This is a genomic window from Antarcticimicrobium sp. (genome assembly GCF_029212575.1).
Lineage (GTDB): Bacteria > Pseudomonadota > Alphaproteobacteria > Rhodobacterales > Rhodobacteraceae > Antarcticimicrobium.
Map to the genome: position 1 here is coordinate 1 of NZ_JARGPK010000035.1, position 14,747 is coordinate 14,747.

A 14,747-nucleotide genomic window follows, 5' to 3' on the forward strand; every position below is an offset into this window, starting at 1 on the left:
AGGTCTGCGGGGGCGGTGTTGCCGGGCGCCTAGCTGTGAACTCTCAGCAGGTTGTTCATCCGGTTCGGAGTTAGGCTGCAATCGCCAAACTCCAGCCGAGGACCCCGAAGGATGAACAACCCGCACCAGAATGCCCGCACCGCCATTCATAGTCGAGACCTGATCGTCGACCGTCATCGGCAGGGCCGCCCGGTGGCGGTGATCGCCGCGGAGTTGGGGATTTCCACCCGTACGGTCTACAAGTGGCTGCGCCGGTTCCGGCAGGGCGGTCGGGGGGCGTTGGCAAATGCGTCAAGCGCTCCGGCGCGCTGCCCCCGTCGCCTGGCGCGGCACCGGATCGCGCTGGTTCTCTACCTGCGCAGGACGTACCGGCTGACGGCCGACGACGACGGCACGGCCAACGATGAAATGGCCGCCTATTATGCGCGCCGCGCACGGGGCGGTCTGGGGCTTATCATCAGCGAAGGCACGTTCTTCAACGACAAGTTGGGCTGCGTCGCCTATCTCAACCAACCCGGCATCGCCACCGACAAACATATCGACGGCTGGCGCAAGACAACCACGGCCGTGCATGCCTGCGGCGTTCCGATCATTTGCCAACTCATGCATGGCGGCCGCGTCAGCGCCCCCCGTTGCCTGCACCAAGGGCAATCCCCTGTCAGCGCCAGCGATGGCCAGAGCGACGGCTTCGTTCTCTACACCAACTCCGGCGCGGAAAAAGATGACCGCTTGCTGCAGGGTGATTGGCCGACCGTGACCTTCCCGCCCTGCCATACCCTGACCATCGCGGAAATCGAACGCAGTGCCGACGGTTTCGCAGACGGGGCGGCGCGGGCTGTCGAGGCCGGTTTCGACGGCGTCGAAGTGCACGGCGCCAATGGCTATCTTTTGTATCAGTTCATCGACCCGGACCTGAACCGGCGTGACGACGCCTATGGCGGAACGCCCGAACATAATGTCGCCTTCGCCAAGCTGGTCTGCCGCAAGGTGCGCGCAGCGATCGGGCCGGACAAGATCATCACCCTGCGACTCAGCCAGGACGGCGTAGACAGTTTCACCGGTGCCTGGGCCGGCGACACCGCCTACGCAAAGGCGGTCGGAGAAGCGCTGCACGATTGTGAAGCTGACGCCCTGCACTGGTCCAGTTTCGACTGGCGCGACAACCGCGATCCCAAATCCGCGGACCCGATCCCATCGATCCTATCTGACGCCTCCGACAAGCCCATCATCGTCAACGGCGGAATCACTAACGGCAAGAGCGCCGAAAGCGCGCTCACCCGGGGTCAAGGCGCGATGGTTGCGGTGGGTCGCCCGCTCTTCGCACGTCCTGACTAGCCGCACATCATTCGTTCGGGCGAAGCCTACGACTGGATGGAGTTCGACAGAAAATACGTGATCAGACCGAGTTATGACTACACCCTCGGCTATCCGGCCAATTTGCGTGAATTTGCCTGGACACCAGACCTCTCGGTGCGGCGCGACCCTGACTGGATGGGGTGATCGGAAAAACCAGGCGTTCGAACGGCGTTGATTGCGTGGGCCTCCCCCCCCCTGGGGAACATGACCCCCAGCAATTCGCATCAGTTGCCGATGGCGCGATGCGTTTTTGGGACCGCCCCAGAAATACCCCGGATTTTCGGGGGGGGGGTCGCCCATACGAGGGCTGAATCGCCCTGTTTTATTGACTCCGCCCCACGCCCCATTTTCTTCGGGAGGCAGGGGCCAGAGGTTCGAACCCTCTCACTCCGACCATAAAAACAAGGGCCGCGAGGGGGGCTTTTTCGCTTCTCGATCCGCCGGCATCTGGGGCGCGCCTCAGAAATTCGTGGCGCCCAAGTCAATCCGCCGCCGCTCTCGTCCCGGCGTACTTCGAGTGAATGTCCTGGACATCCCCGGTTTGAACGCGACATCCCATCCCCGTCGCCCGAATCCTCCAGCCGCATTGATGGCGGTGATCCGTTCGTTCGACACATTCCGCTTGACCTTGTTCTGCGGGCTGTCGTTTCCTTTGATTTCCAGGGCAGGGTTGATGCCATTGGCAAGACGGATCGGAAAACCCGGAACGTATCGCCGTCGGGATCCGGCCCACATGCAGCAGACTGTCCCCCGTCAGCGCCGCCGGGACCTCTGAATTGATTTCACAACAGAAGGTTTCTGGCTCATCGTGGCGTTCGCGAACGTCCCGATACATTGGACGAGGCTGCCTTGGGTGCCGCCAGCGAGTTTCAGCCCGGGTTCGCGTCGCCTCACGACCCGGCCAGCCAGTGGAGGGCGTAAAGGGCCGGCTTTCTTCAGCGCTTCCGACACCGGCCTGATCGACACGGATCATGGTGTGATCGTGGATGTCGAAGCGACACCTGCAAAAGGATCACGACCGGATCCGCTGCAATGGTTACGACGCCGTCTTGCATCGCTCCGCGGACGCATTCACTGTTTCCCGCCGGGAAGAACGGACGCCTTTGCGAGAGCGTTCAAGGGGTAAACCGCGGTCCTGTCCAATTTCGAATAAGGCAGGTCGTTGAGGTTTGAGGTTCCCCAGTCCGGCGTATCGACGATGATAATCTCCTCGGCGATATCCTCGTAGACTGCGCGGAAGTGGGTTTTTGAGCGCAGGACGATCACTCCGAAATCGCGCGGGTTCAACCCGAAAATCGTAAAGGCGTCTTCGTCGACGGCAAATGCGAACCGGCTGACCAGGCTGACGATGATCCCGTCGATGTCGATCAAGGCCGTATCGCCCAGATCGACCGCCTGACCTGTCAGCATCGGGCCCGAGATCCGGTATGTCTTGAGGCCGGTTTCGATCACCTTGCATCGCACCTGCAACCGTTTCCCGGCGCGCGCCGACGACCAGGCTCCGATGTGAAGAACGGTTTCCTGTCCCGCACCGGCGGAGATCGCCGCGCGCACCGCCGCCTCGTCCCAGATGAATGGCACTGCGACTTTCTTGACGCCCTTGTCGATCAACGCCTTCAGCAGGTGGGTGGAATCGTTCATGCGATCCGCGTGCTCCAGCAGCACGATCGGGGCCCGCGCATATTTGGCCTTGATGGCCGCGTAATCCACAGCGTCCGCAAGTGAATACACCGGGGCCGGGGCGCTCAGGGCGCGCCTCTCGCTCCAGATCGTTTCGGCCAATCCCTCGGCGATCGCGTCGACCTCGGATTGACCTGTTTCGCCTACAACGATCACCGAAAAACCGGTGTCTTTCGTGTCCGCGTAGGAAAATCCCGCCATGACGGAAATGTCCAGCGCGCCTGGCGCCTCGTCTTCGATCCGAGCCGCCTCGGCCATGATTGATGCAAGCGGGTCAAGATTCGTGGCCGAGAAAACGCTGGGCAGGATTAGTGGGGGCTTGGCGATGGCCATCGAAACCCTGTCCGGCCCGGCGAGCAGGCGCGACATCCAACCCACCGCCCGCTCACCGGTCTGCCCCATATCCACATGCGGCGATGTCTTGTAGGCGACGGCGGCGTCCAGCAGCGCGACCGAGGCCGGGCTGATGTTGCCGTGATAGTCGAACGCAACCACCAGCGGCAGATCGCCGATCACGCGGCGAATGTTCTCGATGAAGAGAAATTCGACATCGGTATGGGACGGGCTGACCGCCGCACCATGCAGGTGCAGGATGACGCCCGCCAGATCCCCGCGCACCGCTTCGAGCGCCGCGCATATCTCCGCACAATACCGTTCCACGGCCTCATCCGACGCCGGGCCGACCGCCCCCTGGTAGGCGTAGACGATCGGCATCAGGTCCAGACCCGCGGCCGCGCCGGCCTTGATGACGCCGCCGGGAACGGTGTTGGTCCCACAATACCGGCCAAAGATATCGGCCGCACGCGCGGCCGAGGCGTCGAACATGCCGTAGGTCGCTTCCTGCGTCAGGAAGCTGACGGATTCGATATGGAACCCGGCAAAGGCGATGCGCATGAAAGTCTCCTTGAGGTTTAAATTGATCCTGTGCGTCAGATCAGGCCGGGGCGCGGCCCGATCCCGCCAGCTTGCTGATCAACGCCAGACCGGCGCAGGCGAACGCGCCCAGCCCCGCCACGACCGGATTCGGCCACAGGCAGGCAAGCGAGGCTAACCCGATCACGACCCGCAGAGGGCGTGTCAGCGGGCTCAGGAAATAGCCCGAGAACGCCGCGCTCAGGAACAAGGTGCCCACCGCCACCGCACCGACCGTCGCGACCACCTGGACCGGGCTGCCCTGGCCCAGAAGCGCCGGGTGGAATACGAACAGAAACGGCATCAGATATTTGATCGCGGCGAAGCGCACCGTGTGACCTGCGACCTTCAGCCAGGGCGCGCCCGCGATATTCGCGGCGACAAAGACGGCGCCGCAAACCGGCGGCGTGATCGCCGAAAGGGTCGCGAAGTAGAACAGGAACATATGCGTGGCCAGAGCGTCGATCCCGAGTTTCCTGAACACCACGATCACCACCGAAACGGCCAGGACATAGGCCGCGGTCGTCGGGATGCCCATCCCCATGATCATGACGACGACCGCGGCCAGCAGCAGCGTGGGAAGCAGATGGCCGCCGCCAACGGCGAGGATCAGGTTCGAGAACTTGATCCCGATCCCAAGGTATCCGATCACCCCGACGAGAATGCCGGCGGCGACGATCAGCGCGGCAAGCGAGATGACGGCCTCTGCCGAGTCGGCCAGAGACGCGATGATGCCGGCGGATTTGGCCCGCATCTCGGACAGGCTGCGCGACAGGCCGAGATAAACCAGGATCATGCAGACCACGGTGTAGAGAACCGACAGGTAGATCGATTTCCCGGTGACGATCATCCCGATCAGCAGGGCGAAGGGGATGGTGATCGGCCCCCACACCCCGATGGGCAGAAACTCCTGAAAACTCGGGATCTCCGCCTGCGGCAGGGGTTCAAGATTTTCCCGGGCGGAGTCGAAATGCACGGCCGTCAAAACGGAGAAATAGAACAAAAGTGCCGGGGTGACGGCCAGAAGCATCACCGTGCCGACGTTCATCTCCAGCATTTCAGCCATCAGAAACAACCCGGCGCCCATCAGCGGCGGCGTGATCTGACCGCCCGATGAAGCCGTTGCCTCGATCCCGCCCGCGACTTCCGGCCGGTAGCCGAGGCGTTTCATCATCGGAATGGTGACAGAGCCCGTCATCGCCACATTGGTCACGGAAGATCCGGTGATGGAGCCCATCAGCGCCGAGGAGAGGACGGCGATCTTTGCCGGCCCGCCCCGGTATCGGCCGCCAAGAAACATGGCCAGCCGCATGAATGTATCGCTGACGCCGGTCGCCAGCATCACCGCCCCGAGCATCACGAACAGCAACAACATGCCGGTAAAGATGTCGGTCAGCATGCCCCAGACGCCATCCGTCGATAGATAGAGCATTTCGATCAACGATTGCGGTCGCGCGCCGCCGTGGCCGAGCGTTCCGGGAATGCGATCTCCGAATAGTGCATAGGCAACGAAAACAGCGATAAGGACGGTGAATGCCAATCCGATAGACCGGCGCGAAAGCTCTGCCGAGGCGACGACCATCACGACGCCCAGCCCCCAGTCCCGTGGGCCGGGCTCGTAGTCGTCGAACATGATCGGCCAGTAATGGATGAAAACGTTCAGGCAGGCCGCCCCGACCGCCGCTATTGCCAGCCAATCATACCAGGGGATGCCGCCGCGATCGCGGTCTCTGGCCGGAATGACCGCAAAGCCCATTGCGAAACAGACAAAGATGATAAGCGCATATTGCCGGATATTGGGCAGTTGCCCGAAATAGGTCGTGTAGGCGACAAACCCGAAAAGGGCCAGCGTCACCGCCTTCAGGATGCCGCGGCCCGCCGGGCCGAGCCGGTGCAGGTTGGCTTCTGCGGCCTCATCCTCGTTCGGAAACTGGGGATTTACGTCGATATACTGCGCGCCAGCCATGCGGGCCTCTCCTGGCTTGGGTCATGGCTCCCCGGACGGCGGTGCCGAACGGAGAGCCCCTGTCATTGCCGCACGCGTGGCATGCGGCGCAGCGTTGGTTACAAAAGAGGGTGGCTTACTTCATCTCGGGCGGGATCAGCGCCTCGGGCACATCCAGCCCGATCTCGCGGTAGAAGCGCACCGCACCGGCGTGCAACGGCGTCGCGGATTTATCGATCGTTATCCTGGGCAGATCGCGGTCGCCAAGGCCGGGATACGCCACACGCTGATCGTCGATCCTGTCCCACATCCCCTTGGTGATCTCGTATCCGGTTTCTTCGTCCATCTCGCTGGTCGCGACAAAGCCGATCCACATGACATTCACGTCATAGGAAGGGGCATCCTTGACCACACCGGCCGGAACGGTGCCGAAATCGATCCATGGCATTTCCGCCTTGATCCCGGCTTTCTCCTCCTCGGTCCAGCCGATCGGCCAGAGCGGGGTGGTAACATTCAGTGCGGCCGTCGCCCCGTCGAGCGTCTTGCCGCCCATGGTTTTCATCTGGCCAAGGCACCGGCCGTCCTGAATCGCCTTGATGGAGGCCTTGCTGTCTGAAAGCTGGATATCCGGCGCAAGCCCGGCGGCCTTCAGCGATCGCAGCATCACCTTCTGGGCGGTCGCACCCGGTACACCCGCGTTGAAGCACTTGCCATTCAGATCCGCCATGGTCGTGGCGCCCGAATCCTTGCGTACCATGATGTTCTGGAACGACGGAACGGCCCACCACAGGACACGGTATTTGTCATAGCCATCGGCGATGGCATCTTCGATCAGGTTGGCGGAAAACCCGGCAAAATCCATCTCGCCGCGCTGCATCGCCTTGTCGTTCTTGGCAAAACCACCCAGCGACACGACAGTGACGTTGAGGTCGTCGCTGGCGTCGCTGACCGCTTTTGCGATGGCCGTGTAATAAGGGTAAAATCCCGAAGTGGTCGTTGACCCACCCATGTTGAGCTGGGTCGTGTCTGCCATGACGGCCGTCGACAAGCCGGCCACGAGGGCAATGCCCGAAAGCCCCGAGATGAGGGAATGCATGGTCATGATCTGGGTGTCCTCTCCTGTCTGCGTGGCGGCCTGTGTCCGGCCGTTCCGTTCTGTGCAGGCGGAGGATTGCGCCAATGGGCCCTGCAGTCTATTGCATTAAATTAATGAAATAATGCAAAATTTGCATGATACGGGCTGACCGGGCCCGACACGGAGGAGCCGGCAAATGCGCCTGTCGACGCTGGAATGCTTTGTCATCCTGAACGACATGGGCAGCTTCCATGCCGCTGCGAATGCGCTGAACCTGTCACAGCCGGCGCTGAGCCGGCGTATTTCGACGCTTGAGGCCGACCTCGGGGTCAAATTGCTTGATCGCAAGCAGAAAAAGGTGACGCTGACCCCTGTCGGTGTCGAATTCCTCGAAAATGCGAAGCAAATCGTGGCGTTGAACGACAAGATGGTCAAACGCACGCGGGAGGTTGGCGTCGCCACCGGGCGGACCATTTCGGTCGGGACGATACCGTCGCTGATCGAACCGCTGGTCATCCCGGTGGCCCGGAACTTCAGCGCCCGATACAAGCTGGTGCGCCTTTCGGTGCATGAGGCGAATTCCGATACTGTGGTGAAATTCGTCGCGAACGGAGATGTGGATTTCGGGATCGGCATCGCCATGACCCGGCCCGAAGAAACCGAGTTTGTGCCTTTGTTTTCCGAGCCACTTTGCGTCGCATTCTCCAACAACCACGTTCTCGCTCAGGAGGACCGGATTGGGTGGAAAGTGCTCGAGGACTTCCCCGTCTCTTACAACTCCTCGAGCAGCGGCAACTGGCTGCAGATCCAAAGCGCCCTGAGATCGCGAGAGGTTTACCCCGACTGGCGCCATGAGTGTCTTTCGTTGATGGGGGTCCTGTCCTTCGTCGCCACAGGATCGTCCATTGCCATTCTGCCCAAGTCGCTGGCGATTTCGGATCTGACCAAGTCCCTGACATTCAGGGAAGTACCCGATGTTCCCATCGAACGACAGATTGGCGTTTTCTACAAACCGACACGCCGGTCGATCGACCTGGTCGATCGGTTTCTGACCATGATCCTGTCGACAGCTGCCGAGCCGGCCTTCCTGCAAAGGATCGGATCAAAGCCTTCGGGCCGATACAGGAAAACGCCACCAGACCGGCAGCCTGAATAGGGCGGCTTCCGGCAGGTTCATCTCTGGCTTGCAACCTGTCCGCCGGATCGAAAGGGCGATGGCTCCCCAGTTGAGATCTGTTGCGCAGACCCTGAAGGGGGTTCACCCGGTGAGGCCAGTAGGTTCGATCCGGGCCAATCGCCGACAGCCACCGTCAGGGCAACGGGGGGCCGGATCCAGTCAATAGAGGACAGACTTCACACATGCAGGTCAAAGGCTTCGATGATCGGCAAGGGTAAATGCTGTGACCATGCGGCAGTCCTGCGTCGGGAAAACAGTGCCCCACATTGTTTTCTGATCCTCCTCACCTTCTTCAAAACCAAACAGGCCGAGCTTATCTGGCGGCGGTCATGGGCGGCGCTGGAACAGGATCACCAGCAACGCCAGCAGCGACGATCCCAGCATCAGGAGCAGCGAGACGGAGTTCAGAAGGGGGGTTGAGCCTTCTTTCAGCCGGTCGAACATGGCGATGGTCAGCGGCGCGTCGGAGCCCACCAGCATCAAGGTGGTGTTGAAGTTCTCGAAGCTCATCAGAAAGGCCACGACCACCGCGCCGATCATTGCCGGGGCGAGGAAGGGGAGCGTGATCGTGCGCACCGCCGTCAACCGGTCCGCCCCGAGGTTCAGCGCCGCCTCTTCCAGCGTGCGGTCGAACTTCTGCAGCCGGGCCGAGATCACCAGTGTCGCAATCGTCGTGATGAAACTGAACTGCCCGAGGATCACCAGCAGCAGGCCGGGGCGCAGTGCCTGGATGTCCATTTGCGCCAGATCCCAGACGCCGTTGGCCAGCGTCGACGAGAACACGAGGATCGAGATGCCCAGCACGATGCCGGGGATCACCAGCGGCAAGAGCATCAGCACGTAAAGCAGCCCCTTGCCGCGGAAATCGTAGCGGTTGAACAGGAAGGCGTTGGTGGTGCCGACGCCGACCGAAAGCACCGCCACGCAGACCGCGACAAAGGCCGAGGTGCCCACCGCCCGCAGGATGCCGCGTTCGTGAAAGACGCCGATCTGCGGGCGCTCCTCGCCAAAGAACCAGTTCCAGGTGAACCCCTCCCACGGCAGCGAGGGGAACTGGCTGTCGTTGAAGGCGAAAACCGCCACCACGGTCAGCGGCAGGGCGAGGTAGAGAAAGAACAGTGCCACGTAGCCGCCATAGACCAGGCGAAAGGCGCGGGATTGCGGGATTGTCGGGATCATTCGGTCACCCCATCGTTTCCTTCAGCGTCCGCCCGGTCAGCCGCAGCATCCCCCAGACGATCACGGAAGACAGCACCAGCAGCATGAATCCGAACGCGGCCCCCAGTTCCCAGTTCGAGCGCACGATGAACTGGTTGTAGATCATCTCGGTGAACCACAGGCTGTCCTTGCCGCCCAGCATTGTCGGCGTCAGGTAGTTGCCCAGCGACAGCATGAAGACCACGATACACCCCGAGACGATGCCGGGCATGGCATGGGGGATGATGATCTCGCGCAGGACCGACAGGCCGTTGCCGCCAAGGTCGTAGCCCGCCTCGATCACACTGTCGTCGAGGCTTTCGAGCGTGGTCACCAATGGCACCACCATGAACAGCATCGACGTATAGACGAGGCCGACCATCATGGTGGCATCCGTATAAAGCAGTTCCACCGGCTGATCCGCCAGACCCGTCCATTGCAGCAGGTTCGACACGATGCCGGTTTCGCGCAGCAGGATCATCCAGCCAAAGGTCCGCACCAGTTCCGACACGTAAAACGGGATCAGGCACAGCATGAAGAGCACCTGCTGCAATCGCCCCTTTGCCATCTTGGCGATGTAATAGGCCACCGGAAAGGCGATGAGCAGCGTGATCGCCGTGGCCAGCACCGACATGACCGCGGTGCGCCAGAACGTGCGCAGGTAGAGCGGCTCTGTCAGGGCTTTTTTGTATTGCGTGAGGCTGGTCTCGTAGACGCCGAAGCTGACGCGTTCGCGCAGCGAGATCAGCAGCATGTCGACATGCGGAATGAGAATGAGCAGGCCGAGCCACAGCACCAGCGGTGAAAGCAGCAGGATGAACGCGATGCGGGACTGGTGGCGCATCACGCGGCCCCGAAGCAGGCGGCCTGATCCGCGGCCCAGCCGATATGCACCGTGTCGCCGCGTTTCAGCGACGCGAATTCGCCCGACTGGGGGAGGGTGACCTCCAGGATCTCGCCCGCATCGTCCTGCACCAGCACGCGCGAGGCCGCGCCGTTGAACAGGAGGCTGGTGACGGTACCTTTCAACTGGTTGTCGAAACGCGACAGCGCCTCGGCGCTGCCGGCAAGGCGGATCGTTTCCGGGCGGACGAAAATCTCGGCGTTGTCGCCTTCGGACAGGGCGGCCCCGGCGGCGCGCATGGCCAAACCGGTATCGGTGCGCAGTTGCATCACGCCGCCCTCGGCCCGCTCGATGCGGCCTTTCCAACGGTTCGATTCGCCGATGAACCCGGCGACAAAGGGTGTACCGGGCCGATAGTACAGATCCTGCCCGCTGCCGACTTGCTCGAACCGTCCAGCGTTCATCACGGCGATCTGGTCGGACATGACCAACGCTTCGGACTGGTCATGGGTGATGTAGACGAAGGTGGTGTCGAACGCGGCCTGAAGTGCTTTCAACTCCACCTTCATGTGCTCGCGCAGCTTCAGGTCCAGCGCGCCAAGCGGTTCGTCCAGCAACAGCACATCCGGCTCCAGCACCATGCAGCGGGCGATGGCCACGCGCTGCTTCTGCCCACCGGACAATTCGTCCACCTTGCGCCCGCCGATCCCCGGCAGGCCGATGCGGTCGAGCGCCTCGTCCACCTTGCGGTCGATCTCGTCTCTGGACATGCCGCGACGGCGCAGACCGTAGCCGATGTTCTCGGCGATGGTCATCATCGGGAACAGCGCCAGATGCTGGAACACCATGTTCACCGGTCGCTTGTTCGGCGGCGTATCCAGCACCGAGCCGCCCTTGATCCGGATGTCGCCCGAGGTCGGGTCGAGAAAGCCCGCGATCATGCGCATGATCGTGGTCTTGCCGCAGCCCGAAGGCCCGAGGATTGAAAAGAAGCTGCCCGGCGGCACCGAGAAGGAGACGTTGTCGACAGCCGTGGTATCGCCGAATCGCTTCACGAGATCGACGCACTCCAGATCAGGGGTCATGTGTATTCCGTAAAAGGGGGCGGCACCTGGCAAAGGGTGCCGCCCGGATGGTCAGTTGGCAGCCTGGACGCGGTCCAGCACTTCGCCTTCGATGGTTTCCAGCCCGGCGGGGACCGGCGGATACCACTTGATGTTGTCGATGGCCTCTTGCGGAAAGCTCGCCTGATACTTGGCCTTGAGACCGGCCTCGGCGAACTCGTCTGCCCCGGCAGAGGCGGTGAAGTTGCCTGCCGCTGCGGTGATCATGGCCGCGATTTCCGGCTGCATCACGAAGTTGATCCACGCATAGGCGACATCATCGGCCTGGCCCTTGGCGGGCAGGACAAAGGTATCGATCCAGCCCAGGGCACCGGATGCGGGCGCGACAAAGGTGATGTCGGCGTTGTCGTCGTTCAGCTTCCAGCCGCCGGTATCCCACGCCATGGACGCGGTCACCTCGCCCGAGCGGACCAGGTTCATCAGCTCGTCGCCGCCGCCCCAGTAGGTTTTGACGTTGGCCTTGCACTCGACCAGCTTGGCCTCGACCTTGCCCATGATCTCCTTGTATTTTGCCTCGTCGCCGTAGGCCGCAAAGGGATCTTCGCCCATGGCGAAGGCAAAGCCGATCAGGGTCGGACGTTTCAGGCGGTAGGACACCTTGCCGGCGACAGCCGGGTCGCAAAGGTCGGTGTAATCCTTGACGATGTCTCCGGCCTCGGCGGTGTTCATTACCAGGCCGGAGGTGCCCCAGACATGCGGCACGCCATAGACGTCACCCTTCACCGTGGTGTTTGCCATCGTGGCCTTCAGCATGGACGGGATGAACTGGTCCTGGTCCAGCTTCGAGACATCCATCGGCTTGTAGATGCCGAATTCCATCTGCGGGCCCATCACGCGGTCCTGCGAGGGCTGCGCGAGGTCGAAGCCGCCACCGCCGGTTGCGCGCAGCTTGGCGATCATTTCCTCGTTGTTGGATTTCGTCACTTCGACGGTGTGGCCGGTCTGTTTCTCGAACATCGCCACCACGTCATCGGGTGCGTAGCCGCCCCAGGTCAGAAGGCGCAGCGTGTCAGCCTGCGCAATGGAAGCGAGACCCGCCAGCAGGGTGCTGGCCAGCAGAATGGTTCGGGTCATGGGGTGTCCTCTCTGTTGTGTTCTGTGATTCCGGAAAGAGTGCTCGCATTGGACCAAATGGTCAAATTATAGTTCAACGCGAAACGCCTCGTTTTCACACGATATTGCGAAACCGATGTGACAACCCGGAGAATCTTCGTTCGTCCTGCACCACTTGCGTGGAAATCGCACGTCGCATGGTTGTCAGGCGGAACCATCGCACCGGGCCGGGCTCACCGCAAAGCTCGCCCCTCTCTGCCATGATCCCGTCGAGGCGCGTCTTCGGCGATTGGTCCGAGACAGGGGGGAGGTCGCCCCATCCCTGGGTCTCTTTCAAACCACAGCGATGATCCGGCGCAGCCCGATCCGATCCAGGGGGCAAACCCAAAAGGGTCATAAGGGATATTGACGCAAGCGCGGGCGCGGGACGCTTTATGCGTCGCCGCCGGCTCAGGTCGGCTCCCTCTAAGGTGCGACAGGCGAATTACCAGGAACGACCGCACCGCCGGGGCTTGCAACCGGGTTGCCCTATGCCTCAGGGTTCGACAGTAGACCACAGCGGATCGAGTCCATCCGGTGCCTCGCCTCACAGGCAGCCGAACGGGGCCGGAGGGACACGAGGAACGGAACCCCAGCAGAGGGCCGGCGCCCCTGAACATGCGAAAAGGTAGCGGAGAACAATGGCCGAGGCGAAAACCTACACGTACCAATCGATTGCGCGCGCCATCCAGGATCATGGGATCGACACCATGTTCGGCCTCATGGGGGACGCGAACCTGTTCATGGTCGATCACTATGTCCGCGCCTGCGCCGGCACCTTCGTTCCGGTCGCCTTCGAAGGCAGCTCGGTCCTGATGGCGCTGGCCTATTCCCATGTGTCCGGCCGGGTGGGCGTGGCCACCGTGACGCACGGCCCGGCCCTGACCAACTGCACCACCGCCCTGACCGAGGGGGCGCGGGGGCATATCCCGATGGTGCTTCTGGCGGGCGATACGCCGGTCATGACGCCGCAGAACCTGCAGAACATCGATCAGCGCGAGTTGGTCAAGGTCACCGGCGCCGGGTTCGAGCAGATCCGCGCGCCCGAGACCGCGGCCTATGACATCGCCCATGCGTTCTACCGCGCCCGGGTGGAGAAGCGGCCCATCGTCGTGAACATGCCGTCCGATTTCATGTGGCAGGAAGTGGCCCATGAAAAGACCGTGTTCCAGGCCTTCGACGCGCCGGCCTATGTGCCCGAGGGCGACGACCTCGACGCGGCCATCGGCATGATCGCCTCGGCCAGGCGCCCGGTCATCCTGGCCGGGGCCGGGGCGGCCGGGGCCCGCGACAAGCTGATCCGCCTGGCCGACCGGCTGGAGGCGCCGCTGGCCACCACGCTCAAGGCCAAGGGGCTGTTCAACCGCCACCCCTACAACATGGATATTTTCGGCACGCTCAGCACCCCGGCGGCCTATGAGGTGATCGCCAAGGCTGATTGCGTCGTCTGTTTCGGCACCAGCCTGCACTATTTCACCACCGACAAGGGTGCTCTGATGAAGGGCAAGCGCGTCGTTCAGATCAACAACAGCGTCCCCGAGGTCAGCAAGAATTTCCACCCGGATGCCGCGCTTGTGGCCGATGCGGGGCTGACCGCCGACAATATCGTCTATTGGCTGGACGAGGCCGAGATCGCGCCCACCGCCTTTACCGGCGAGCTGGACATGGCGGAACTGACGGCGCACCCGGCGGGACAGGCCGAGAAATCCGCGCCCGGCTACGTGAATTTCGTCTACGCGCTGGACCGGCTCGAACAGGCGCTGCCCAAGGATCGGGTCCTGACAACCGATGGCGGCCGCTTCATGACCGAGGTCTGGTGCCGGGTGTCCGCGCCCGATCCGCACAGCTTTATCGTCACCGCGAATTTCGGCTCCATCGGCCTTGGCGTGCCTGAGGCGATCGGCGCGAGCCTTGCCGCGGCCGGCCGGCCGGTCGTGCTGTTCACCGGCGATGGCGGCTTCATGATGGGCGGGGTGAACGAATTCAACACCGCCGTCCGCCTGAAGCAGGACCTGATCGTCATCGTCTGCAACGACTCCGCCTATGGCGCCGAGCACATCCAGTTCCTCGACCGCAGCATGGACCCCGGCCTTTCCCAGTTCGAGTGGCCGCGGTTCTCGGACGTGGCGACCGCGCTGGGGGGGCGAGGCGTCCACGTTCAATCGAACGACGATCTGGAAGCCGCCGTCGAGGCGATCGAAACCCGCGACGGACCATTGCTGATCGAGCTGCGCCTCGATCCCAACGACGTGCCCCGGATGCGGCTGTGACGCCGGCCGGGCCGGCGCGCGCCCGCTTCGGGTCTGCAGCATTGTTGTCATTTCGCTGTGGCATCTGGCAGTCTG

10 protein-coding genes and 1 pseudogene are annotated in these 14,747 nt (G+C 62.6%); 4 read left to right on the forward strand and 7 right to left on the reverse strand.

The genetic code is table 11. The features are described 5' to 3' along the window. The first annotated feature begins 111 nt into the window (after positions 1-111). Together P1U75_RS05955 and P1U75_RS05960 are read left to right on the forward strand one after the other, a co-directional pair. Positions 112-1,335: a leucine zipper domain-containing protein gene (locus P1U75_RS05955; RefSeq protein ID WP_300240924.1), complete on the forward strand. Its 1,224-nt coding sequence runs from the start codon at positions 112-114 to the stop codon at positions 1,333-1,335. An 828-nt stretch (positions 1,336-2,163) separates the two neighbouring features. Beyond that, a pseudogene (locus P1U75_RS05960) lies at positions 2,164-2,356 on the forward strand (IS5/IS1182 family transposase); the annotation flags it as partial. A gap of 71 nt (positions 2,357-2,427) precedes the next feature. Here the strand turns inward: P1U75_RS05960 and P1U75_RS05965 are convergent. The 3 genes from P1U75_RS05965 to P1U75_RS05975 all read right to left on the reverse strand — a co-directional run bounded on the left by P1U75_RS05965 (position 2,428) and on the right by P1U75_RS05975 (position 6,995). Continuing rightward, positions 2,428-3,930 carry a M81 family metallopeptidase gene (locus P1U75_RS05965; protein WP_300240927.1) on the reverse strand — a complete coding sequence of 501 codons (1,503 nt, stop codon included), beginning with the start codon at positions 3,928-3,930 and terminating at the stop codon, positions 2,428-2,430. 40 nt (positions 3,931-3,970) lie between these two features. Next, entirely contained in the window at positions 3,971-5,914 is a 1,944-nt protein-coding gene (locus tag P1U75_RS05970) for a TRAP transporter fused permease subunit (RefSeq protein ID WP_300240930.1), read from the reverse strand. Between the two features lie 115 nt (positions 5,915-6,029). After that, positions 6,030-6,995 carry a TAXI family TRAP transporter solute-binding subunit gene (locus P1U75_RS05975; RefSeq protein WP_300240933.1) on the reverse strand — a complete coding sequence of 322 codons (966 nt, stop codon included), beginning with the start codon at positions 6,993-6,995 and terminating at the stop codon, positions 6,030-6,032. A gap of 169 nt (positions 6,996-7,164) precedes the next feature. On the opposite strand from P1U75_RS05975, the gene P1U75_RS05980 reads away from it, so the two are divergent. Further along, complete coding sequence (locus P1U75_RS05980) at positions 7,165-8,124, forward strand: LysR family transcriptional regulator (RefSeq protein WP_300240936.1); 960 nt, start codon at positions 7,165-7,167, stop codon at positions 8,122-8,124. 348 nt (positions 8,125-8,472) lie between these two features. Here the strand turns inward: P1U75_RS05980 and P1U75_RS05985 are convergent, their stop codons facing one another. From P1U75_RS05985 to P1U75_RS06000, 4 genes are read right to left on the reverse strand one after another with little or no spacing between them, the layout of a single operon-like run. Next, positions 8,473-9,324, reverse strand: a complete 852-nt coding sequence (locus tag P1U75_RS05985) for an ABC transporter permease subunit (RefSeq protein ID WP_300240939.1) — start codon at positions 9,322-9,324, stop codon at positions 8,473-8,475. 4 nt (positions 9,325-9,328) lie between these two features. Next, entirely contained in the window at positions 9,329-10,186 is an 858-nt protein-coding gene (locus P1U75_RS05990; protein ID WP_300240941.1) for an ABC transporter permease, read from the reverse strand. After that, a complete protein-coding gene (locus P1U75_RS05995) occupies positions 10,186-11,271 on the reverse strand; it encodes an ABC transporter ATP-binding protein (protein ID WP_300240943.1) in 1,086 nt (361 codons plus the stop codon). Before P1U75_RS05995 ends, P1U75_RS05990 begins: the two co-directional genes overlap by 1 nt. A gap of 51 nt (positions 11,272-11,322) precedes the next feature. Continuing rightward, positions 11,323-12,384: an extracellular solute-binding protein gene (locus tag P1U75_RS06000; protein ID WP_300240944.1), complete on the reverse strand. Its 1,062-nt coding sequence runs from the start codon at positions 12,382-12,384 to the stop codon at positions 11,323-11,325. A 659-nt stretch (positions 12,385-13,043) separates the two neighbouring features. Here P1U75_RS06000 and P1U75_RS06005 point away from each other — a divergent pair. Continuing rightward, positions 13,044-14,672 (forward strand): thiamine pyrophosphate-binding protein, encoded by a 1,629-nt coding sequence (locus tag P1U75_RS06005; protein WP_300240947.1) that lies wholly within the window; start codon positions 13,044-13,046, stop codon positions 14,670-14,672. Positions 14,673-14,747 lie beyond the last annotated feature (75 nt).